Origin of the sequence: Actinoplanes sp. NPDC051859 (assembly GCF_044452725.1) — a bacterium.
Taxonomy (GTDB): domain Bacteria; phylum Actinomycetota; class Actinomycetes; order Mycobacteriales; family Micromonosporaceae; genus Actinoplanes.
Genome location: NZ_JBITBX010000002.1, coordinates 692,564 through 713,730 on the forward strand (window position 1 = coordinate 692,564; position 21,167 = coordinate 713,730).

Genomic DNA, 21,167 nt, shown 5'->3' on the forward strand with positions numbered 1-21,167 from the left:
ACGTGAGGCGCCGCCAGGAATTGGCGGCGCCTTTGTCGACGACTTCTGGCTCAGTTCTCGCGGACGATCGCTTCCGCGACGCGGCGCAGCTCGCGCTGATCCGGCACGAAGCCCTCGGCGATGTCCGGGTGCAGCCCGGCCCTCGTCTCGTCCAGCAACTCCGAGGCGACCTCCTCGACCGGCTCGCCGGCGTAGTCGTCGCCGACCCGGTCCGCGGCCGCCTTCAGCGCCGAGGTGAGCTGATCTTCCAGCGGTGCGCGGAGTTTCTCCTCGACCGGGTTCAAAGTGCTGGGATCCAGGGTGACGTGCGGCTCGACCATGGCCGGGGCCATACCCATCGGAAAGGGACGCTCAAACGGATCAGTCAGGACCGGCCACGCTTCAGGGTGAAAAAGGTGTCGCTACGCGCCAGCGGCACCACCGCGTCCCAGATCGCGAGCGCCTCGTCGCGGCCGGGCACGTCGCCGATCACCGGGCCGTGCAGGGCGCGGGCGGCACCCTCGACCAGCAGCACCGGCGTGCCGATGTCCGGGCCGGCCGAGCCGAACGCGAACTCGTGGGACTCCCGGACGGCCTCGTCCCAGGACGCGTCCTCCAGCACCGACGCCGGATCGACGATGCCCGCCGCCTCGGCCGCCTGCACCACAACCTCGTCGCTCAGTGCCGCGCCGCCTTCGTGCGTCCGCGTACCCAACTCGGTGTAGAAGGCGGCGATGTCGTCGTGCCGGTGATCGGCGCGCAGCGCCTCCACCAGCCGCAGGGCCTTGTTGGACGCGGCCATCGGCGCCCGGAACTGCTCCGGGATCTCGCTGCCGCTGTTGAGGATGGACAGACTGAAGGCCCGCCACTGCACCGTGAGATCGCGCTCCGGGGCGACGGCAACCAGCCATCGCGACGTACGCCAGGTGAAGGGACAGGCCGGGTCGAAGAAGTAGGTGACCTCCATACGGAGAAAGCTTAGGGCGGCGCGGGCCCGTGGAGGTCCGCGCCGCCCCAAGTCGTCAGTGCAGCATCACCGGTGCGGCGCGCTCGCCCGACTCGGCGTCGTCCAGGTGCGACACCTCGCGCTTGCGCGGCAGGAAGAACGCCGGGATGAACGTCGCGAGCACCAGAGCGAAGCCCACCCAGAAGGTGGCGGCGAACGAGTCGGCGACGAACTCGAAGCCCCGCTCGATCAGCCCGGGCGGTGCGCTCTGCGCGATGGCGGGATTCGCATGCGAGCCGATCGCCAGCCCAGCCTCGGTGACCGGGTTCCCCTGCGGGTCGACCATGCCCGGGACCTTCGCCGAGTCGTTCAGGTGGCTGGTCAGGATCACCGACATCAGCGCCGAACCGACCGAACCCGCAATCTGCTGCAGGATGTTCAGGATCGTGGAGCCACGCGCCACCTCGTGGTTGGTCAGCGTCTTCAACGCCGACGTCATGATCGGCATCATCGTGCCGCCCATGCCCAGGCCCATCACGAACAGCGAACCGCACAACAGCACGTACGACGTGTCCGTGCCCACCTGGGTGAAGCCGAAGAAGCCCACCGCGATCAAGATCAACGCGAACGGCACCGTACGCCCGACCGGGATCTTGTCCGCCAGCATGCCCGCAATCGGCATGGTGACCATCGCGCCGATCCCCTGCGGCGCCATCAGCAGGCCGGCGTCCAGCGTCGACTCGCCGCGCACCTGCAGGAAGTAGCTGGGGAACAGCAGGCCGGCGCCCATGAACGCGACCATGAACACGGCCATCGTGATCGAGGCGACGCTCAGGTTCCGGTTGCGCAGCAGGCGCAGGTCCAGCAGCGGGTGCTGCGGCTTGAACGAGTAGAAGATGAAGCCGATGACCAGCAGAGCGCCGATCAGCATCGGGATCCACACCTTCGGGTCGGACGCCGTGCCCGTCTCGGGCAGCGACGAGACGCCGTACAGGAAGCTGGCGAGACCCGGGGAGAGCATCAGCATGCCGATGAAGTCGAACGACTCGGACGGCTCCGGCGCGTCCTTCGGCAGCGCCCACGCCGAGTAGGCCAGCGCGATCGCACCGATCGGCAGGTTGATCAGGAAGATCCACTCCCAGCTCAGCGTGTCGATCAGGTAGCCGCCCAGGATCGGGCCGCCGATCGGACCCAGCAGCATCGGAATGCCCAGCACCGCCATCAGTCGGCCGATCCGGTCCGGACCCGCCGCCCGCGTCATGATCGTCATGCCCAGCGGCATCAGCATGCCGCCGCCAAGGCCCTGCAGCACCCGGTAGCCGATCAACTGCTCAATCGACGTCGCCGTCGCGCACAGCCCGGACCCGAGCGTGAACAGCAGCAACGCGGCCATATAGAGCCGCTTCGTGCCGAACCGGTCGGCAGCCCAGCCGGTCAGCGGAATCACCGTGGCAAGAGCCAAGGTGTAGCCGGTCATGGTCCAGGCGACGTCGGCGTACGAGGCCTGGAACTCGGTCTGGAAGGTGGGCAGCGCCACGCTGACCACGGTCACGTCGAGGATCGACATGATCGCCCCGAGGACGACCACCCCGGCGATCTTGAGTACGGCAGCATCGAGCTTCGCGGGTGCTGCCCCTGGTTGACTACTCACAGCGGAAATCTCCTGATGTGGCCGTTCGGGGTCCCTGTCATTGTCAGGGTTCGCGGATCGTCCGTGGCGCGGGTCACGAGAACGCGTGACAGCCGCCACCCCCGCGGCCACCCTGCAGCGTCCGGTCCCATACCGCAAATCCTTTTATCGGACGGATGAACAGGCCTTCCGCCGCCCGGACTTTCAGCCGTTTATCCTGCCCATCCGCACCTTTCGGGCGCCCCACCCGTAACCTCCCGTCCCACCCGCCACTGTTGCCTAAATCTCCCCCGGGAATATCCACACCGTTTCTCGCGCGTTTCCCATTCCTTTCGACGAACCGAATTCCCGCTTTATCCGCCTTCAGGGCGGCAGCTCCCCGGGTAGGACCAGACCATGAGAACCCGCCGGATGCCGGTGGACCGAAAGAGTTCCTCTACCGCGTCGTCGACCGTCGCATGCCCGCTCCGGAGATCGGCGTCCGGACAGTGCAGCGACCAGCCATCCGGGTGTCGGTGCGCGACGGCAAGGAGTCGGCCTGCCAGCGGGCGCGGCTCATCGGCGTCGCGGAAGCTGACGATCACGTCGAACGGCATTGAGGTCACGACGTCCGCCCGCGACCTCGATACTCCTGGCCGCGCGTCATCAACGCCCGATAGGCGGCGGTCGGGGCGTTCCATCGGTCCACGTTCTCCTGACGGGCGTAATCGAGGAGGCGCTCGCGGGCCGCCGCACACTCGGCGGCTTCCGCGGCGAGCGTGTCCCTGCTGCGATCGGGCCGCACACGCCGGTAGAGCCACCGCAAGTAACGCATGTTGACCTCCCACGAAGTTGGTGTGTGGTCGTCCTGTGTGTCAGGAATTCACCATCCGCCGGTAGCGTGGTCGGTGGAATGAGTTGCGCGTTGCCGGGACGGCGCCGGCAACCTCCGCAACAGGTGGTCGGGGAGGTCACTGTGGCGGCGTTCGGGCAACGGGTGCGGGAGCTGCGGACCCAGCGTGGCATGTCGCTGGCCGCGCTTGCAGAGGCCGTGCCGTGCGACAAGGGGCACCTGTCGCGGGTCGAGAACGGCGGGCGACGAGTCACCGTGGAGTTGGCCCAGCGGTTGGACACGGTGCTGGGCGCACGTGGGGACATCGTGGCCGCGGCTCACCTTGAAGTGGCGGCCGCGGCTGATCCTCGGCCGTGGGAGTCGGCGGAACTGTTGCGGCGGGTGCAGGCAAATGATGCCGCTCCCGCGACAGTGGAAGCTCTGCATGCGACGGTGTTCGAGTTGTGCTGCCAGTACGCCACCCGGCCGGCGGTGGAGCTGCGGGCGGAGGCGCACGGCTGGATGCGGGAGGTCGCTCGGCTGCTGCACCGGCCGACCGGGCTGGCCGCGCATCGGGAGTTGCTGGTGGCGGCGGGGTGGCTGGCGCTGGTGGTGGGGTGTGTCGAATACGACCTGGGCATGCGGGCCGGCGCCGAGGCGACCCGGACCGCCGCCCGGCAGCTGGGCGAGGAGGCAGGCCATCCAGAGATCGTCGCGTGGTCGTGGGAGTTGGGCGCCTGGTTTGCGTTGACGCAGTCCCGCTACCGCGACGTGGCGGCTGCGGCGCGGACAGGCAGTGCCGTAGCGCCCGGTGGGTCGGCGGCCGTGCAGTTGGCGGGGCAGGAGGCCAAGGCGTGTGCGCGGCTGGGGGACCGGGCCGGTGTGCAGGACGCGTTGCTGCGGGGTCGGAAGCTACTGGATCGGCTGCCGGTGCCGGAACGACCCGATCATCACTTCGTGGTGGACCCCGACAAGTGGGACTTCTATGCGATGGATGCCTACCGGCTGGCGGGGGAGGACGGTCGGGCTGCGACGCATGCGCGGACGGTGCTGCGACTCGGGGCCGGCCCGGACGTGGAGAAGGCGCCGATGCGAATGGCCGAGGCGCGCCTGACATTGGCGGCCGTGGCGGCCCGGGCGGGAGACCTGGAACAGGCCGTGGCGACGGGGATCGGTGCGCTGGGCGCCGGCCGGAAGTCGCTGCCGTCGCTGCTGATGGTGGCGGGCGAGCTGGACGTCGAGTTGCACCGGCGGTTTCCCGGAGAGGCCGCCGCCGAAGAGTTTCGAGCGGCGGTGCGGGAGGTCGGGGTCGGTGGTCCAAGAGGGGGCTCTCGACCCGCTTGAACCACCGACATCCTTAGCGCTACCCGCTCGTGGCCGGGCTAATCACCGGTGCGAAAAGTGGTGGAAGGAGCTCGGTGAGGATCGTGAGGCCGTCCGGCTGAGGACGGATTCCGGGTGGAACTGCACCCCGGCGAAGCCGTTGCCGCGCAGGGCGTGGACCGTGCCGTCGGGGTCGGCGGCGAGGTCGACGCCGGGCAGTGGGGCGGCTCGGGCGGTGTAGCTGGAGTAGAAGCCGACCCGGCGGCGGCTGCCGAACAGGTCGATGTCTCGGGCGATGCCCTGGTACGGCGACTGCCGGCGGTGCACCGTGAGGCCGAGCGTCGCCGCCAGAATCTGATGGCCGAGGCACACGCCGAGCAGGGGCCGTCGTTGCGCCAAAGCGGTCGCCACCAGTTCGCGCATCGTGCGCATCCGCGCATCGTCGCCGGTCGGATCACCCGGTCCGGGCCCGGCGATCAGCAGATCGGCAGCCGGCAACGCTAGCGAGCGGGGCAGTTCGGTGGCCGCGCCCAGCGCTGACCGGGGCAAGGCGGTGCCGGCTTGGTCCAGCGCTGTCCAGGGCAGGACGGTGACGGTCAGGCCGAGCGCCCGGAGCTGGTGGGCGAGCATCGCGGTGAAGGCGTCTTCGGCGTCGACGATCACCGCGGTGCGGCCGGTGAGGGCCGGGTGGGTCAGTGTGCCCGGCTGGCGGCGGTCGAGCCAGAAGCGGGCCAGGCCGTCGTTGCGGGCGGTGAGGGCTGCCTGGATGCGGGGATCGGTGGGCTGGGGGCGTACGGAAGAAGGAAGGGTGGGTGTGGCACCCAGGGCGGCCAGGACGCCAGCCGCCTTCGCGTGGGTTTCGGCGATTTCGCCGGCTGGGGTGGAATGCCGGACCAGGGTGGCGCCGACCGGGACGCGGACCTTGCCGGCGGGGGAGATCTCGGCGGTGCGGATGAGGATCGGAGCGTCCAGGGTTTGGCGGCCTTCGGTGTCGTGGCCGAGCAGGGCGAGCACCCCGGCGTAGTAGCCGCGACCGCGGTGTTCGTGGCGGGCGATCACCCGGCAGGCGTTGGCGATCGGGCTGCCGGTCACCGTGGGCGCGAACATGGTGGCGCGGAGCACCTCGCGGACGTCGAGCGAGCCGTGACCGGCGAGCAGATATTCGGTGTGGGTGAGGTGGGCCATCTGCTTCAGGTACGGGCCGACGACCTGCCCGCCGTGCTCGCAGGCGGCAGCCATCATCTTGAGTTCCTCGTCGAGGACCATGGACAGCTCGTCGATCTCCTTGGGGTCGGCGAGGAAGTCCAGGAGCTCGCGTTTGCCGTCGTGGCGGTAGGTGCCGCTGATCGGGTTCATCATGGTCAGGCCGCTGTCGACGCTGACGTGCCGTTCGGGGGTGGCGCCGACGAGCGTGCGGGTGCCGGTGTGCACCAGGAACGTCCAGTAGGCGCCCTGTTCGCCGGTGAGCAGGCGCCGGAAGGCGGCTCGGGCGGCGTCGAGCGGATCGGAGTCGACGGTTGCTTCGAAGACCCGGTGGATGACGAAGTTGGCGCCCTCCCCGGGGCCGATCTCGTCGCGCAGGATGTCCGTCACGGTCGCGCCGTATTCGGCGTCGGTGCGGTCGAAACCCTGCCCGGTGAGGCGCGGCGGCGTCGCGGGCAGTGCATCGATCATTTCCTGCACGGGTACGGTCCGCGCCGTGCGGATGCGCAGACATTCCAGCGGGGTGCCGTCGTCGATGCAGGCGAAGCCGCGCTCGGCGATCTGGCGGAAGGGGACCAGCGCGAGGGTGCTCGGGCCGGGCCCGGGGGCCAGTGGGATGTCCGCGAGCGACGCGACAGTGACGACATCGCCGTGGAAGATCTCGACGTGGGTGGCGCCGTCGCGGTGTAGCAGGGCGAAGGGTTCCATGGGTTCCTCGTTCGGCTGGTGGGCCGTGCCGGGCGAGGAGACCGGGTCACCTGACGACGGCCGCCTCGTCTGAGGCGGCCGCGGTGGGTGGGTTACGCGCGGGGAGGTGTGGCCGCCGGGTTGGCGGGCCACCACATACTCAAGCGCGCGTGCATGGTGAGTGAGCTTACGGTCCGTCGCGGTAGCAGCGCCAGCCTGTCGGGTCTGTGGCGTCCTCGGTTTCCGCGTACGCGTCGTCGCCGTATTTCCAGGCGCAGGTCGCGTCCAGGTCGATGGGGGCCCGGCCGCATCCCCAGCCGGTGCCGGCGTAGACGGCGAGGGTGAGTTCGTCGACGGTGTTGCGGCAGTAGTCGGTCACCAGTTGCGGCACGGCGGCGGCGTCGGCTGGGCCGAGGAGCACCGGCGGCACCGGGCTGGCTTTGCGAACCTGGGCGACGGCCGGCACCGGTCGTCGGGAGGTCGTGGGCTTCGCGGTCGCGGTGGCGGGTTGGGGGATCGACACCACCGGCAACGGTACGGCGGCCTGCGGCGTACCGGAGGTGCGGAGGAGGAGGGGAACCGTCGCGCCCAGCGTCAGCAGGGCCACGGCGACCACAAACCACGGCCAGAGCGCCTGATAAGGGGCGCGGTGTCGGCTTTTGCGCCGCTGCGTCACGGCACACCGTCCCTTCCCGCACCTCCGCCAAGATCGTGACCCACCGTATGTGCGCGGCGGGGCCGGTTTGGTCGGCCGTTCAGGTACCCAGGGACGCCATCCGTACGGTACGGACGCAAGGTTGAGTATGGCTACTCACGGTCACAGCTCGGCGGCCGTAGAGACTTCTTGCATCAGGTCAGCCCGTACCCCTCGAATCGGAGAAATGCCGTGACCAGTCAGCCTTCCACCTCGGCCAAGCCCACCGCCGCCTTCATCGGCGCATCCTGGGCCGCCCTGTTCCTCGGTGTCGTGACCTACGCCGTGGGCTTGTGGAACGCGTCGATGACCAAGAGCGAGAAGGGCTTCTACGCCGCGGTTCTCGTGTTGGGCGTGTTCGCGGCGGTGTCGCTGCAGAAGTCGGTCCGGGACAAGGCGGAGGGTCTGCCGGTGTCGGCGCTCTACCTCGGGCTGTCCTGGGGCGTGGTCGGGCTGGGTATCGTGATGCTGGTGGTGGGCCTGTGGAACAGCGGCATGCAGCTGAACGAGAAGGGCTTCTACGGCCTGGCGTTCGCGATGACGCTGTTCGCCGCGGTCGCGGTGCAGAAGAACGTCCGGGACACCATGCAGTACGAGGCGTCCGTGCGGCGGGTTCCGGCGGCTGCTCCCGCCCCCGTCTACCAGGCCCCGCCGGTCGTCTGACTCAGGCGGCGTAAGCGCTCTGGATCGCGTGGCGCGCCCAGCGCATCCGGTCCAGGGCGCAGTCGGGGTGCTCGCCGAACTCCTGCGCCACCAGCGCAGCGCAGCCCTGCTCGCCGAGGCGGTCGACCGTGGCGTCCACGGCGGCCCGGATGACCTCCGGCGTCGGGTGCTGCGAGCTCTGCAGGTGCGAGACGAACAGCGCCTCGGAACGGACTTCTTCGGTGTCCAGAGCGGTCATCGGGTCCTCCTGCCAAGCGTTCGCTAACAAGCGTCTGCGTCTAGGACACCCGGGTGGGGCTGCAGCTGCGGCGCACCAGAGTTGCCATGCGGTTGCGGAGAGCAGCGTCGCAGAGCGGACCAAACGGATATCGTGCTGATAACGAGCGAAGCGCAGAGGGGGCACCGTGACGGTCGTTCTGGTCGCCGACGACGACGCCGACATCCGTGACCTCGTCGCGTTCAAACTCGAACAGGCGGGACTCGAGGTGATCGCGGTCGAGGACGGTCAGGCGGCCGTCGAACAGGCGCGAGCCCACCTGCCCACGCTCGCCGTGCTGGACGTGTCCATGCCGGGCCTGTCCGGCATCGACGTGTGCCGGATGCTGCGGGCCGATCCCGCCACCGCCGGGATGCTGATCATCATGCTGACCGCCCGGGTCCAGGAACAGGACGTCGAGGGCGGGTTCAGCGCCGGCGCCGACGACTACGTCACCAAGCCGTTCAGCCCGCGCGAGCTGGTGTCGCGGATTCAGGCATTGCTGAGCCGGACCCGGGCCTGACGGGGGCCACACCCGATGCCCCGGGAGCGGACCGTCGGGAGTCTGCTGACGCGGGCGTTCGGCGTCCTGGTCGCGCTGATCGTCTGCTCCGGCGTGGCCGAGACCACCGCCCTGGTCAGCCAGCACCAGGTAGTGGACGAACTGTCCACCCGCGTGCAGCCGTTGCAACTGGCTAACGACGATCTGCGCAACGCCCTCGCCGACGGCCAACGCAACCTGCGCGGCTATCTGCTCACCGGCGACAGCCAGCTGCTCGACTCCTTCACCGCCGCACAGACCGACTTCGACCGGGTGGCCCGGTCGCTGCGGGAGCTGGCGCGTGACGACGACCGAGCCGCCGTGAACCGCCAGATCGGCCGGGCCGCCGACTGGTGGACTCTCGCCGAGCAGCAGCAGCGCGCCGCGCCTCGCAGCCCCGCGGCCGCCGAGTACGTAACCCGTGGCAAGAGCCTCTTCCAGGCCTTCACCGACGAGAACCGGGCTTTCGATGCGGTTCTCGCCGAGCAGGCGACCGAGCTGCGCGACCGCAGCCGCCTCCTCGGCATCGTCACGACCGTGGTCGTGGTGGTCCTCACCGTGCTCGCCGCAATCACCGCCGTCGTCCTGGCAGCCCTGACCGCCCGGCGCATCACCCACCCGCTGGCCCGGGTGATCTCCATCATCGGCCGGCGGCGCTCCGGCGAACTGGACATCCGGGCCGACGCCACCGCCGGCCCGGCCGAGATCCGGGCGGTCGCGCAAGCCATCAACGAGATGGCGGAACAGGGCGACCGGATGCGTGCCACCGAGGCCGACGTCGCCCGGCTGCGCGCCGACGTCCGACGGCTCGGCTACCGCATCCGCACGCACCTCAAGGTCGAGGACGCCCTCGGCGAAAGCGTTCGGGGCCTCGCCGAAACGTTCGGGGCCGATCACGTGCTGATTCGGATGGCGCCCGGACAGACCGGTGTGCCGGCGCTGGTCAGCCTGCACGACGAGCACGACGGCGGCCCGCTGGCGGATCTGGCCGGCTGCGACGCCGAATGGCTGGGCAGCGTCGGCGTGTGGGCTCCGGGCGCTCAGGTCGCCACCGGGCACGCTGAACCGCCGGAGGCCGAACGGCGGGCCTGCGCGAAGGTGGGCGACGGCCCGATTCTGACCGTGGCGGTCAGTGTCGGTGCCGAGCGACTGGGCGCGCTCACCCTGATCCGTGACGCCGGGCCCGGCTGGACGCCGGTCGAAGTGCGGTTGGTGGAGACGGTGGCGGCGGACCTGGGCCGCGGCGTCCACCACGCCCGGCTGTTCGAGCGGGAACAGCACCTCGTGGCCCGGCTCCAGGAGCTGGACACCGCCAAGACGGATTTCATGTCGACCATTTCGCACGAGCTGCGGACCCCGCTGACCAGCATCGCCGGCTATCTGGAACTGCTGCTCGACGCCGAGGTGGGAGAGCTGGTCCCGCAGCAGCGCAAGATGCTCGAAGTGATCGGACGCAACACACGCCGGCTGCGCGAGCTGATCGAGGAGATCCTGCTGCTGTCCCGCATCGAGTCGGGTGCTTTCCGCCCTTCGCCGCGCCCGCTGGACCTGGTCGAGCACGCCGAGCAGGCGGTCGCCGAGATCGCGCCGGCCGCAGCGAAGGGCGAGGTCGAGCTGCGTACGGAAGTGGACCGCCCGCTCGAACTGACCGCCGACCCGGAGCAACTGGACCGCGTCCTGACCAACCTGCTCTCCAACGCCGTCAAGTTCACGCCGGCGCACGGCACGGTCACCCTGGCGGCCCGGCGCGAACAGGACCAGGTGTGCGTGACCGTGTCGGACACCGGCATGGGCATCCCGTCCAGCGAGCAGGAGGGGCTCTTCTCCCGCTTCTTCCGGGCCAGCAACGCCGTGCATCAGGCGATCCCCGGCACCGGCCTGGGCCTCGTCATTACGCACACCATCGTGCAGAACCACGGCGGTGACATCACTGTGGAATCCGTCGAGGGCACCGGCACCACCGTCACCGTCCGGCTGCCGGTCAGCTAGCCGGTGACGGTGACGGTGACGGTGACGGTGACGGTGGCGCGGCGGGTCAGCTGATGCCGACCAGGTCATAGGCTTTGCGGATCGCCGCCATCTTGGCGTCGCGGTGCGGGCTGCCACCGAAGTACGTGGCTGCCACGTCCACGAGCGACCGCAATGCTTGCGGGAACGTCGCCAACGGCACCAGCCGGGCCATGCCGAGATAGGTCAGCACCGCCACGTCCTGCACGGTGAACACCCGGGCGCCGTCCTCCTCCATGGTCAGCAGGTGGTGCACCGCCTTGTTGTGGATGTTGCTGTTGACGTGCACCCAGCCCGAGTCGTTGCGCTGCGGATTGGGCAGCTCGCCCGGGCGCAGCTTCTTGAAGTCGCGCATGTGCGCCGGGTCGCCCAGCCGGGTGGGATCGGCGAAGTCGCGCAGCGGCAGGCCATCGCCGCCGAGCCCGGCCCCGATCTCCCACTTCCAGGTGCGGACATCCTCGCGGTCCGGGGCCGTGTACCAGTTGCTGATGATGATGCCCGCGATGTCGGCGAACGACTCGTTGAGCGCGCCCGACTGGGTGGCGTACACCAGGTTCGAGGTCGTCTCGATGACGCCGTGGGTCAGCTCGTGGCCGATCACGTCCAGATACTTGGACAGGCTCACCAGCCGGCCGGTCTCGTCGCGGACCTGGCCGTACCACATCCGGCCCTGGGACCAGAAGGCGTTCTTCAGCTCGGGCGGGGTGCCGAACCCGGAGGCGGTGGTGTTGACCATCGAGATCAGCACCATGCCCTGCCCGTCGATGCCCTCGCGTTGCAGGACCGACTTGTAGAAATCCTGCACCCGGGAGGCGTTGAGGTGAGCCGACACGGCGGCCCGGTTGGTGCTGCCGTAGTCGCTGGACGTGGCGAGCACCGCCCGCTGCGGGATCGGCGGGTCATCGAAGATGTCGGCGAACTCGATGTCGTACGTGCGGACGCTGCGCAGCGGATCGTCGAGTTGGCAACTGGCGCCGTCCGCCTCCAGCCGGCCGAAGAACGTCTGCTTCACGTCGTCCTCGTCCACACCGGTGCACTTGGTGGGCGGGGGGATCGGCGCACCCGTGGCTACCGCGCTGTAGCAGAACACGATGCGGCCGTCGTGCGCGTCGACGAGGTAGTTGACGCTTTCGCGTACCGGGCGGGGACCCAGTCCGTGTCCGCGGTAGGCGACCGGGTCGGGGTCGTCGGGTGCGGGCGGTGCGACGGGCAGCGCGGCAAAGAACCACACCAGGTGCCACGCTTCGGTCTCGTCCTCCTTGTAGTACATGAGCCGGGCGCCGACGCCCGCCTCGGCCGGGATCCTCGCCCCGGTGTACTCGGCGACCCGCGCCAACGCGTCCGCCCGGCTGAGCGTCTCCACCGGGTCCACCCCGGTGACCTCGTCCAGTTGGGCGGTCACGCTCACCAGGTCGCGCTCGCCGGTCAGCTCGACGACCGCGCCCCCACCGAAGACCGGGATGTCGCGGTGCGTCTGGGTGAACCGGACCTGACGGGTGCCGACCGCCGGCAGGTCCTCGTCCCGCTTCACGATCAGGCCAGGAACCTTCTCGGGGCGCGCGGGCTCGACCACGGACTGCATGGCCGGCCGCTCGTCGCGGCGCAGCAGCTCATCCAGATAGAACCGGGCGGCCGCTTCATTGCTCTGGAACATTTCGGCCGCCGGCGCGGCGGCTTCGGAGTCGCCGGCCGCGATGCCGAACGAGGCGGGGGTGCGGGCACCCGCGTCCCAGTCGGTGTCCGTGTCCTCGGCGACGTGGTAGTGAAACTCCTGCAGCGGGACAGCCATGCTCACCACTCCCTCGTGTCGTCCTGCTTCCAGCAGACGCTCGGGAAGCCGTACGCACAAGGTCGCGTCGGACGGCGGACAATGCGATTAGCCGATCATCCGACGCTGTTCTCACTGTTCATAGGTCTCCAGGAAGCGCCGGAGCCGGTCGGTGGCGTCGTCGAGCACATCGACCGGTGCAAGAAACACCATCCGGAGGTGGTCCGGGGTGGGCAGGTTGAACCCGGTGCCGTGCGACAGCAGCATGAGTTGCTGCTCCAACAGGTCGATGATCAGCTTCTGATCGTCGCGGATCTTGTGGACCTCGGGGTCGAGCCGGGCGAACAGGTAGAGCGCCCCCTCCGGCTTGACGCAGTCGACGCCCGGGATCGCGGTCATCTTGCGCCAGGCGTGGTCGCGCTGCTCGTACAGTCGGCCACCGGGTTTGATCAGCGTCGTAATGCTTTGGAACCCACCCAGTGCGGTCTGCACGGCGTGTTGGGCCGGGACGTTGGGGCACAGCCGCATGTTCGCGAGCAGTTGCAGGCCTTCGAGGTATTCGGTCGCGTGGCTCGTCGGTCCGCTGACGGCCAGCCACCCCGACCGGAAGCCCGCCGCCCGGTACGTCTTCGACAGTCCGCCCATGGTGAGCACGAGCAGATCCGGGGCGAGCGATGCCGCGCACACGTGCTGCGCCTCATCGAAGATGATCTTGTCGTAGATCTCGTCCGCCAACACCAGCAGCTGGTGTCGCCGGGCGATCTCCAACAACCCGAGCAGCGTCTCGCGGGAGTAGACCGCACCGGTCGGGTTATTTGGATTGATGAGCACCAGTGCGCGCGTGTTCGGCGTGACCCGGGCCGCCACATCGTCCACATCCGGTTGCCAGCCCTCGGTTTCATCGCAGCGATAGTGCACCGGTGTGCCGCCGCAGAGCGTCACCGCGCCCGTCCACAACGGGTAGTCGGGGCTCGGCACGAGCACTTCGTCGCCAGTGTTCAGCAACGCCTGCAACGACATGACGATGAGCTCGGACACCCCGTTGCCGAGGAACACGTCGTCGGGCTGCACGTTCTCGACGCCGAGAGTCTGGTAATACTGCGCCACCGCGACCCGGGCCGAGTAAATGCCTCGTGCATCGCTGTAGCCCTCGGCGGACGGCAGGTTGTGCACCATGTCGGCGACGATCGCCTCCGGCGTGTTCAGTCCCCAGGGCGCCGGGTTGCCCAGATTCAGCTTGAGGATGCGGTGGCCCGCATTTTCCAGCTCCTGCGCGCGGCGCAGCACCGGGCCGCGGATGTCGTACCGGACGTTCTTCAACCTGCTCGCCTGGGAAACCATACGATCGAGCTTAGGCACCCACTCACCACTCGACGCCGACAGGCCATCCGTGCGCGGAAAGTTCAGAAGCCTCATCCCGGTCGTCGCCGCCCTGCTGGGCTGCGGTGCCGGCTTCCTGCTGCTTCGGTACGTCGCCACCAGCCCGTTCGACGGCCTCGAGGCCCGCCAGGTCGCGCAGGACGCCGACCGCATCCGGATCGGTCTGGACACCCAGGCGCGCCTGCTCACCGCTTTCGGCGCGACGAACGCGGTGTGGGACAACACGTACCAGGACCTCGCCCGCGAGGACGCTGAAACGTTTGCCGAAGACTTCCCGCCGGACGCCGATGAGGGCGCGGGCAACTACGACGCCCTGCTCGGTGTGAGTCGTGACGGCCGGCTGGTGGCCGGCGGCAACAACGGCCCGACCGCGTTCGAAAAGCCCGCCGCACAGTTCACCGACCCCGCGGTCCTCAGCCGCCTCTTCGACCCCGAAGGCGAGCCCGGCAGCGCCACGTGCGGCGTGGTCGCCGCCGACACCATGTACCTGTTCTGTGGCCTACCCGTCTACGCCAGCAGCGGCGAGGGCACATCCTCCGGCGGATTCGTGCTGCTGCAACGACTCAGCACCGACCGCATGACCCAGTTCAGCGCCGACATCAACCTGCCCACCGTGGTCACCGACCGGGACCGCGGGACGGCGACCACCCAGACCCTCACCAGCCAGGTCGGCAACCTCGACGTCGGCACCACCGTGCTGGGCTCGGACAGCATCGCGCTGGTCGCGAGTATTCCCACCGTCGACGGCAAGAAGCTCATCCTCGAATCGGTGCAGGGCCGTCCCATCCATGCCGCCGCCAGCAGCACCGCACTCAAACTGTTCGGCTTCATCGTGCTCGCGGCCCTGCTCATCGTGGTCCTGGTGGCCTGGTCCGGGAAGCGGGCGGTGAGCCGCCGGGTCCGGCCGCTGCGCCGCACCACCGAGCAGATCGTCACGTCGGGCGACTACGCGCTGCGGGTCGGCGCCACCGGTGACGACGACATCGCCGCGCTGGGCCGCACCATCGACGACATGCTCGACACCATCGCCAGCCGGGACCGCCTGCTAGCCACCGAACAGCAGCAGCGCCGGGCCGAGCTGCAGCAAACCCACGAGCGGCAGAGCGCCGCCGAGCGGGAAGCCCAGGAGCATGCCCGCGCCCTCGTGGACGAAACCTCGGCCTTCGTGGCCCGGCAACTCTCCGACGTTTCCGAACGCGCCGCGACGGTCGGCGCGGCGGCCGGTCGCATCGACGAGCGGGTCCGCGACGCCCGGACTGCGGCCAGCCGCCTGTTGGACAACAACACCGAGGCCAGCCAGGCGGTGGGCACCCTGCACGAAAGCCTGCGCAAGGTGGACGAGGTCGCCAAGTTCATCGGCGGCATTGCGCGGCAAACCAACCTGCTGTCGCTCAACGCCACCATCGAGGCTGTCCGGGCCGGCGAGGCGGGCCAAGGGTTCGTCGTGGTCGCCAACGAGGTCAAGAACCTCGCGGGTACGACCGCAGAATCCACCCAGACCATCAGTACCACCCTGGGCGAGCTCAACCAGCACGTCTCCGCGGTCGTCGAGATCATGACGGCGATGAGCGACACGATCGCTGCCATCGACCACACCACATCAGCCGCTCAGGAGTTGACCACCGAGCAGGAGGCCGTTGTCGCCGACCTCACCACCCGGGTCAACCACGCCAGCGACCGCCTGGACGCCCTCGTTTCCGGCCGAGAGCGCTGATCGCTCGCTTCCGGCCGAGAGCGCTGATCGGGGATCATGAACGGCATGCTGCTTCTGGTGCCCGGTGACCCGCTGCGACCCCGCCGCCCGGACGAGCACTTCGCTGCCGAGGCGGCCGCCGCTCGTGTGCGGGGGATCGATGTTGCCCTCGTCGACCACGACGCGCTCACCCGCGGCGGACCGGCCGACGCGGCCGTCGCACGAGTTCCCGCCGGCAGTGGGCCGGCCAGCTACCGAGGCTGGATGCTACGCACGGAGCAGTACGCCGCCATGGCCACCGCACTGGCCGCCCGCGAGGTCGAGCTGCGGACGAGCCCCGAGCAGTATCAGCGGGGGCACGAACTCCCCGGCTGGTACGCGGCCCTGGTCGGGCACACACCGGAAACGGCGTGGACGCTCGACGACACCCGAGGCGCGTTCGAGCAGGCGTGCGCGGTACTCGGAGGCGGGCCTGCCGTGCTTCGCGACTTCACCAAGTCGATGAAGCATTACTGGAACGAGGCCGCGTACGTGCCCGATGTTGCTGACGGCGGCGCGGCATGGCGGGTGGCGAGTCGCTTCCGCGAACTGCGCGACGACGAGTTCACCGGCGGCTTCGTCCTGCGCCGCTTCGAAACGTTCACCGGCGCCGAGGCGCGGACGTGGTGGGTGAACGGCAACTGCCGGCTCGTGACCGCGCATCCGGACACGGCCGCGGATGCGCCCGCCGCCGACGTTGACGTCGCCAGCGTGGCGCCGTCGATCGCCCAGCTCGGCCTGCCGTTCGTGACCGCCGACCTGGTGCGGCACGCCGACGGCCGGTGGCGGGTCGTCGAACTGGGTGACGGTCAGGTCAGCGACCGCCCCGCCAGCACACCCGCCGAGGAGTTCATCGCCGCGATCACGTGACCGCGCGGACCTGTCGGTTCGCTTGCCTGGTCGTGGGCGTGGACGTGGACGTGTCGTCTCGCTTGCCTGGTCGTGGGCGTGGACGTGTCGTCTCGCTTGCCTGGTCGTGGGCGTGGACGTGTCGTCTCGCTTGCCTGGTCGTGGGCGTGGACGCGTCGTCTCGCTTGCCTGGTCGTGGGCGTGGACGTGTCGTCTCGCTTGCCTGGTCGTGGGCGTGGACGCGTCGTCTCGCTTGCCTGGCCGTCAGCGCAGGATCAGCGTGTCCATGGCGAGGCGGGTCCGGGGTGCGGTTTCGCGGGCGGCGAGGTGGTCGGGCAGGGTGGCGGCCGGGTCGTGACGGCCCACGGCCAGGACGGTGACCGGGTGGACGGTCTCGGGCAGCGCGAATGTGGTGCTGACCGCGCTCGCGTCGAAGCCGCCCATTTGGTGGACGTGCAGGCCGAGGTGGCCGGCTTGCAGCACCAGGGCGGCCGCGGCCTGGCCGGTGTCGTAGAGCGCCCAGGGTCGGGTGCGGCCCCGCTCGTCCTCCGTCTCGGCGGCGAGCAGGAGCAGGAGGCTCGCGGTCGGTGCCCATAGCCGGTTGTTGTCGCTGAGGGCGTCCGCCAGCCGGTCGAAGGCGGCTTCGCCGCGGCGAGTGGGCAGAAAGCGCCACGGTTGGCTGTTGTTCGCCGACGGTGCCCACCGGGCCGCCTCCAGAAGCCCGGTGACGGTCGCGTCGTCGATCGCATGGTCGACGTCGAAGCCCCGGGGACTCCACCGCTCGGCGAGTAGCGGGTGCAACGGGGTGATCGTGTTGGCACTCATGGTGTGCTCCTGAGGCAGCGAGGCGAATGAGGGTGCGAGGCGAATGAGGGTGCGAGGTAAGGACGACGGCGGCAGGGCGGGGCGGGTGGGCGGCTGGCCGGGGATGGGCTAGCCGAGGGTGGCGTGCATTTCCCAGACGAGGATCTCGGCCGGTTCGGTGGCGGTGACCCGCTGGCCGCCGGTGGCGGTGAAGCGCACCGCGTCGCCGGTGTCGAGCGGTCCGGTGCCCTCCAGCGTGACGGCGCCGCGGGGCACGAAGAGGTGCAGGAACGGGGCTTGGGGGAGCTGCACGCTCTGGCCGGGTTGCAGGCGTGCGGCGTGCAGGGCGGCGTGCTTGTTGCCGATCCGGATGGCGCTGGCGTCGCGGTGTTGCGCCATGCCGGAGGCGACGGTGACCAGGCCACCGGAGAGCAGCTCGCCGTCGATCTCCAACTGCTCGTAACCGGGGGTGCTGCCGGCTTCGTCGGGCACGACCCACATCTGCACGAAGTGCACCGGGTCGGTGTGCTGCTCGCCGGCGAGCAGCCAGGAGTCGTTCTTCTCCGAGTGCAGGATGCCGGTGCCGGCACTCATCCGCTGGGCGAGACCCGGATAGATGACGCCGTGGTGGCCGGTGGAGTCCTGGTGCACCAGCGAGCCCTGCAGCACCCAGGTGACGATCTCCATGTCCTGGTGGGGGTGGGTGTCGAACCCGGCCCCGGGCCGCACGACGTCGTCGTTGTTGACCAGGAGCAGTCCGTGGTGGGTGTTGCGGTGGTCGCGGTGGTGCCCGAAGGAGAACGAGTGCTTCGAGTCCAGCCAGTCGATGCGGGTCTCGAAGCGCTTGTTCGCGGGGCGGACGTCGACCGTCGGGGTACGCAGCGAAGTCGTCATGGAAGAAGCATGACGCATCATCTACCCGCTCGCAAGATGATGTGTCATGAACTACTGCTACGGTGGACCCATGGGCACCGTTTGGCTCACGGACGATCAGCAGCGCGCCTGGCGGGCGTACCTGCGTATGCAAGCGCGGCTCACCGCCGAACTGCACCGGCAGCTCCAGGCGGATTCCGGCCTGTCGCTGTCCGACTACGAGGTGCTCGTCCAGCTCAGTGAGGCGTCCTCGGGGCGACTGCGCCCGTACGCGTTGCAGCAGGCCCTGGACTGGGAGCAGAGCCGGCTGTCGCACCACCTGGCGCGGATGCAGCGCCGGGGCCTGGTCCTGCGCCAGGCCTGCGCCGACGACGGGCGCGGCGCCTACGTCGCGATCACCGACGAGGGTCGGGACACGCTCGCCGCCGCCGCACCCGCCCACGTCGCCGCCGTCCGGAAGTTGTTCTTCGACCAGCTCGACCCAGACCAGGTGCGGGCGGTCGAGGCGCTCAGCGCGGGCGTGTTGAAGGCTCTCGACCCGCCGTCGTGACGTTGCTGAGCAGGTCGGCGTGCCGGCCGCCGTAGGGTCTGATCATGACTCGGTACGCGGTGCTGCTGCGCGGCATCAACCTCGGAAAGGCGCGGCGGGTCGGGATGGCCGACTTGCGAGCCGTGCTGACCGAGAGCGGGTACGGCGACGTCCGGACCTTGTTGCAGAGCGGCAACGTGGTGCTAGACGCCGACGAGGACGCCGGGACGTTGCGACAATCCGTGGAGCGGGTGCTGGCCGACCGGTTCGGCTTTGGCGTGGACGCGCTCGTGCGCAGCCGCGACGATCTGGCGACGGTGGTGGCGCGCAACCCGTTCGCGACGGTGGCGACGGACGGGTCGAAGTACGTCGTGGCGTTTCTGGCCGAGCCGCCGAGCCGGCCATTGGCACAGCTGCTCGGAGACGTGGACCTCGGGGCGGACCGCTACGAGATGGTCGGCACCGAGCTGTATGCCTGGTGCCCGGACGGTCTGCAGAAGAGCCCGCTGATGGGTGCGCTCGGCAAGCTGAAAGGCGGGCCTTCCGCCACCGTCCGGAACTGGAACACGGTGGAGAAACTGGTCGCGCTGCTGGCGTGAGTCAGGCGAGGTCGGCGGCGAAGATCTCGGCTTCGGGGGCGGGCGCGGTCGCTGAGGCGGCGACCGTGAACCAGAAGATGCTGCCGCCGCCCGGGTGCGGGTCGACGCCGATCTCGCCGCCGTGTAGGGCGATGATGCGGCGGCAGACCGCGAGGCCGAGGCCGGTGCCCGGGAAGCCTTCGGCGGCCGGGGCGCGGTGGAACGGCGCGAAGATCTGGTCGCGCTGCTCCTCGGGGATGCCGATGCCGCGGTCCGCGACCTCGATGCGCCACCAGCCGGGGGTGTGCTCGCGGGCGCCGATGGTGATCCGGGCTGGGGTGCCGTGCCGAACGAAGCGGACGGCGTTGTCGACGAGCTGGCCGACGACCTCGCCGAGCAGGTGGGCGTCCGCCATGACGACGGGCAGGTCGCCGACCTCGATGCTGGGGCGCTGGTCGATGGCCTGGTCCAGGCTTGCGGCCACAACGCCGAGGGTGAGCCCGGTAGCGTCGATCGCTTCCGGCTTGAGGGCGGCATCAGTCGCCGACGTGTACGCGACCAGCTTGTCGACGGTCGCCAGCATGCGCCGAGTGCTCGTGCCGATGCGCTCGAGGAAGCCGCGCGACGCCTGGTCGAGGTGCGGGGCGGCGTCCTCGACGAGCATCTCGGTGACGCTGGCAATGGTGTTGAGCGGGGCGTGCAGGTGCTCGCCGGCCGTCGTGGCGAATCCGGCCAGCTCCGCTTCGCGTTTGCGCAGCGCTTCCTCGGCGGTGCGTACCTGCTCGTGGGTGACCAGGGCCTGCTCGTGGACGGCGCGGACTTCATCGCAGGCGGCCGCCGCCCGGTCGTCGGCGGCCCGGGCCCGGTCCTGCGCCGTACGGGCGTCGGCGGCGGCGCGGGCGGCCCGGGCGGCGGCGCGGTTGCGGCCCACCTCTGCGGCGAGCAGGGCCGCGGCGGTCAGCAGGCTGAGCAGGATCGCGCCGAGCATGGTCAGCGGTGCGGCGGCGCTGTGCGCAGCAGCGGTCAGGGTGGTGGTCGGCCGGACCGCGATGTGCCAGCCGTGCCCGGCAACGACGACGTCGACCGACTGCAGCTGGGAGCCGGCGGCGTCGCCGTCCTCGGTCCAGCGGGCGATCTCCTGGCCGGTGCCGGTTTCGGTCACGACAGCGGTCACGTCGGTGACGTCCGCCGTCCGCAGGGACTGGCGGAGCAGGTCATCGGCGCGTACGGCGACGATGACCCAGCCGCGGAACTCGGGTCCGTAGACGGGGGCCACCAGGTCGAACGCGGCCGGTCGGCCGCCTGCGGGCAGCTCGCGGTCGGCGGGCAGGACGTGCACCGGGCCGGCGACCAGGCGGCCGTTCTCCCGGGCGTGGCGCATGGTTTCGGCGAGCTGGGGCTCGGGGTCGAGGGTGGTCCGCGGCGGCGGCGTGCTGCCGTCGACGGTGTGCTGGGCGAGGACCTTGCCGTCGGCGTCGGTCACGACCACCTGGTGGGCGCCGGCGAGCCGGGATCCGGTGATGCTGGCGACCGTGGGGGAGAGGGTGGCCGGTCGGGTGGCGGCTGCCGCGGCGATGTCGTGCATCGTGTCGGCGTACCGTTGGAAGGTCGTGTTGAGGGCGGTGCGCACGCCGGCGCTGCGCAGGGTGAGTGCCGCGGTCGTGGTGTCTCGTTCGGCGCTGGCGATGCCGGCGGTCGCGGCGACGCCGCCGCCCAGCCCGAGGGCGAGCGCCGCGGCGGCAAGGGCCGTCCCGCGCGGGCCTGCTGCACGCATCCACCTGGTCAACTCCACGCAGCCTTGTTCGACGCCGCGTCGGGCAGATTGAGCGGCTGGGCCCGGGTTGCAGCTTTGCTCCTCAGCGGGGTGGAACTGCAGCGACGAAGCTGACCGGACCGCAGCGACGAAGCTGACCG

At 70.0% G+C, this 21,167-nt stretch carries 20 protein-coding genes and 1 pseudogene; 9 read left to right on the forward strand and 12 right to left on the reverse strand.

The annotated features are described in order from the left end of the window. Nucleotides 1-50: 50 nt before the first annotated feature. The 3 genes from ACIA1L_RS07175 to ACIA1L_RS07185 are packed head-to-tail and all read right to left on the reverse strand — an operon-like array spanning nt 51 to nt 2,585. Nucleotides 51-320, reverse strand: coding sequence for a hypothetical protein (locus ACIA1L_RS07175; protein ID WP_396071600.1), 270 nt, complete (start codon nt 318-320; stop codon nt 51-53). A 44-nt stretch (nt 321-364) separates the two neighbouring features. Next, nucleotides 365-946: a DsbA family protein gene (locus tag ACIA1L_RS07180; protein ID WP_396071601.1), complete on the reverse strand. Its 582-nt coding sequence runs from the start codon at nt 944-946 to the stop codon at nt 365-367. A gap of 55 nt (nt 947-1,001) precedes the next feature. After that, nucleotides 1,002-2,585, reverse strand: coding sequence for a DHA2 family efflux MFS transporter permease subunit (locus ACIA1L_RS07185; RefSeq protein WP_396071789.1), 1,584 nt, complete (start codon nt 2,583-2,585; stop codon nt 1,002-1,004). Between the two features lie 428 nt (nt 2,586-3,013). On the opposite strand from ACIA1L_RS07185, the gene ACIA1L_RS07190 reads away from it, so the two are divergent. Continuing rightward, nucleotides 3,014-3,154 (forward strand): hypothetical protein, encoded by a 141-nt coding sequence (locus ACIA1L_RS07190; RefSeq protein WP_396071602.1) that lies wholly within the window; start codon nt 3,014-3,016, stop codon nt 3,152-3,154. A gap of 2 nt (nt 3,155-3,156) precedes the next feature. Here ACIA1L_RS07190 and ACIA1L_RS07195 read toward each other — a convergent pair whose 3' ends face one another. Next, the gene (locus ACIA1L_RS07195; protein WP_396071603.1) at nt 3,157-3,369 is read right to left on the reverse strand and encodes a hypothetical protein; all 213 of its coding nucleotides are present in this window, start codon (nt 3,367-3,369) and stop codon (nt 3,157-3,159) included. Between the two features lie 141 nt (nt 3,370-3,510). On the opposite strand from ACIA1L_RS07195, the gene ACIA1L_RS07200 reads away from it, so the two are divergent. Beyond that, on the forward strand, nt 3,511-4,710 hold the full coding sequence (locus ACIA1L_RS07200; RefSeq protein WP_396071604.1) for a helix-turn-helix domain-containing protein: 1,200 nt from the start codon (nt 3,511-3,513) through the stop codon (nt 4,708-4,710). A gap of 19 nt (nt 4,711-4,729) precedes the next feature. Here ACIA1L_RS07200 and ACIA1L_RS07205 read toward each other — a convergent pair. Further along, nucleotides 4,730-6,600: pseudogene (locus tag ACIA1L_RS07205) on the reverse strand (anthranilate synthase family protein). A gap of 166 nt (nt 6,601-6,766) precedes the next feature. Continuing rightward, on the reverse strand, nt 6,767-7,255 hold the full coding sequence (locus ACIA1L_RS07210) for a hypothetical protein (RefSeq protein WP_396071605.1): 489 nt from the start codon (nt 7,253-7,255) through the stop codon (nt 6,767-6,769). A 210-nt stretch (nt 7,256-7,465) separates the two neighbouring features. Here ACIA1L_RS07210 and yiaA point away from each other — a divergent pair, with 210 nt between their 5' ends. Beyond that, nucleotides 7,466-7,936: an inner membrane protein YiaA gene (gene yiaA / locus ACIA1L_RS07215; protein ID WP_396071606.1), complete on the forward strand. Its 471-nt coding sequence runs from the start codon at nt 7,466-7,468 to the stop codon at nt 7,934-7,936. 1 nt (nt 7,937) lies between these two features. Here the strand turns inward: yiaA and ACIA1L_RS07220 are convergent, their stop codons facing one another. Beyond that, complete coding sequence (locus ACIA1L_RS07220; protein WP_396071607.1) at nt 7,938-8,174, reverse strand: hypothetical protein; 237 nt, start codon at nt 8,172-8,174, stop codon at nt 7,938-7,940. 166 nt (nt 8,175-8,340) lie between these two features. Between ACIA1L_RS07220 and ACIA1L_RS07225 the strand changes: the two genes are divergently transcribed. Then, nucleotides 8,341-8,715, forward strand: a complete 375-nt coding sequence (locus ACIA1L_RS07225; protein ID WP_396071608.1) for a response regulator transcription factor — start codon at nt 8,341-8,343, stop codon at nt 8,713-8,715. Nucleotides 8,716-8,730: 15 nt separating this feature from the next. Further along, the gene (locus ACIA1L_RS07230; RefSeq protein WP_396071609.1) at nt 8,731-10,722 is read left to right on the forward strand and encodes an ATP-binding protein; all 1,992 of its coding nucleotides are present in this window, start codon (nt 8,731-8,733) and stop codon (nt 10,720-10,722) included. A gap of 46 nt (nt 10,723-10,768) precedes the next feature. Here ACIA1L_RS07230 and ACIA1L_RS07235 read toward each other — a convergent pair whose 3' ends face one another. Together ACIA1L_RS07235 and ACIA1L_RS07240 are read right to left on the reverse strand one after the other, a co-directional pair. Continuing rightward, nucleotides 10,769-12,529: a M4 family metallopeptidase gene (locus ACIA1L_RS07235; protein WP_396071610.1), complete on the reverse strand. Its 1,761-nt coding sequence runs from the start codon at nt 12,527-12,529 to the stop codon at nt 10,769-10,771. A gap of 111 nt (nt 12,530-12,640) precedes the next feature. Next, on the reverse strand, nt 12,641-13,849 hold the full coding sequence (locus tag ACIA1L_RS07240; RefSeq protein WP_396071611.1) for a pyridoxal phosphate-dependent aminotransferase: 1,209 nt from the start codon (nt 13,847-13,849) through the stop codon (nt 12,641-12,643). Between the two features lie 49 nt (nt 13,850-13,898). Here ACIA1L_RS07240 and ACIA1L_RS07245 point away from each other — a divergent pair, with 49 nt between their 5' ends. Next, nucleotides 13,899-15,602: a methyl-accepting chemotaxis protein gene (locus ACIA1L_RS07245; protein ID WP_396071612.1), complete on the forward strand. Its 1,704-nt coding sequence runs from the start codon at nt 13,899-13,901 to the stop codon at nt 15,600-15,602. 45 nt (nt 15,603-15,647) lie between these two features. Then, nucleotides 15,648-16,490 (forward strand): ATP-grasp domain-containing protein, encoded by an 843-nt coding sequence (locus tag ACIA1L_RS07250; protein ID WP_396071613.1) that lies wholly within the window; start codon nt 15,648-15,650, stop codon nt 16,488-16,490. 243 nt (nt 16,491-16,733) lie between these two features. On the opposite strand, the gene ACIA1L_RS07255 is transcribed toward ACIA1L_RS07250, so the two are convergent. Both ACIA1L_RS07255 and ACIA1L_RS07260 read right to left on the reverse strand, forming a co-directional pair. Next, on the reverse strand, nt 16,734-17,294 hold the full coding sequence (locus ACIA1L_RS07255) for a nitroreductase family protein (protein WP_396071615.1): 561 nt from the start codon (nt 17,292-17,294) through the stop codon (nt 16,734-16,736). A 108-nt stretch (nt 17,295-17,402) separates the two neighbouring features. Beyond that, nucleotides 17,403-18,167 carry a pirin family protein gene (locus ACIA1L_RS07260; protein ID WP_396071616.1) on the reverse strand — a complete coding sequence of 255 codons (765 nt, stop codon included), beginning with the start codon at nt 18,165-18,167 and terminating at the stop codon, nt 17,403-17,405. Nucleotides 18,168-18,237: 70 nt separating this feature from the next. Here ACIA1L_RS07260 and ACIA1L_RS07265 point away from each other — a divergent pair, with 70 nt between their 5' ends. Both ACIA1L_RS07265 and ACIA1L_RS07270 read left to right on the forward strand, forming a co-directional pair. After that, complete coding sequence (locus ACIA1L_RS07265) at nt 18,238-18,696, forward strand: MarR family winged helix-turn-helix transcriptional regulator (RefSeq protein ID WP_396071617.1); 459 nt, start codon at nt 18,238-18,240, stop codon at nt 18,694-18,696. A gap of 44 nt (nt 18,697-18,740) precedes the next feature. Continuing rightward, nucleotides 18,741-19,274 carry a DUF1697 domain-containing protein gene (locus ACIA1L_RS07270; protein WP_396071618.1) on the forward strand — a complete coding sequence of 178 codons (534 nt, stop codon included), beginning with the start codon at nt 18,741-18,743 and terminating at the stop codon, nt 19,272-19,274. Nucleotide 19,275: 1 nt separating this feature from the next. On the opposite strand, the gene ACIA1L_RS07275 is transcribed toward ACIA1L_RS07270, so the two are convergent. Further along, nucleotides 19,276-21,045, reverse strand: a complete 1,770-nt coding sequence (locus ACIA1L_RS07275) for an ATP-binding protein (RefSeq protein WP_396071619.1) — start codon at nt 21,043-21,045, stop codon at nt 19,276-19,278. Between the last annotated feature and the right edge of the window lie 122 nt (nt 21,046-21,167).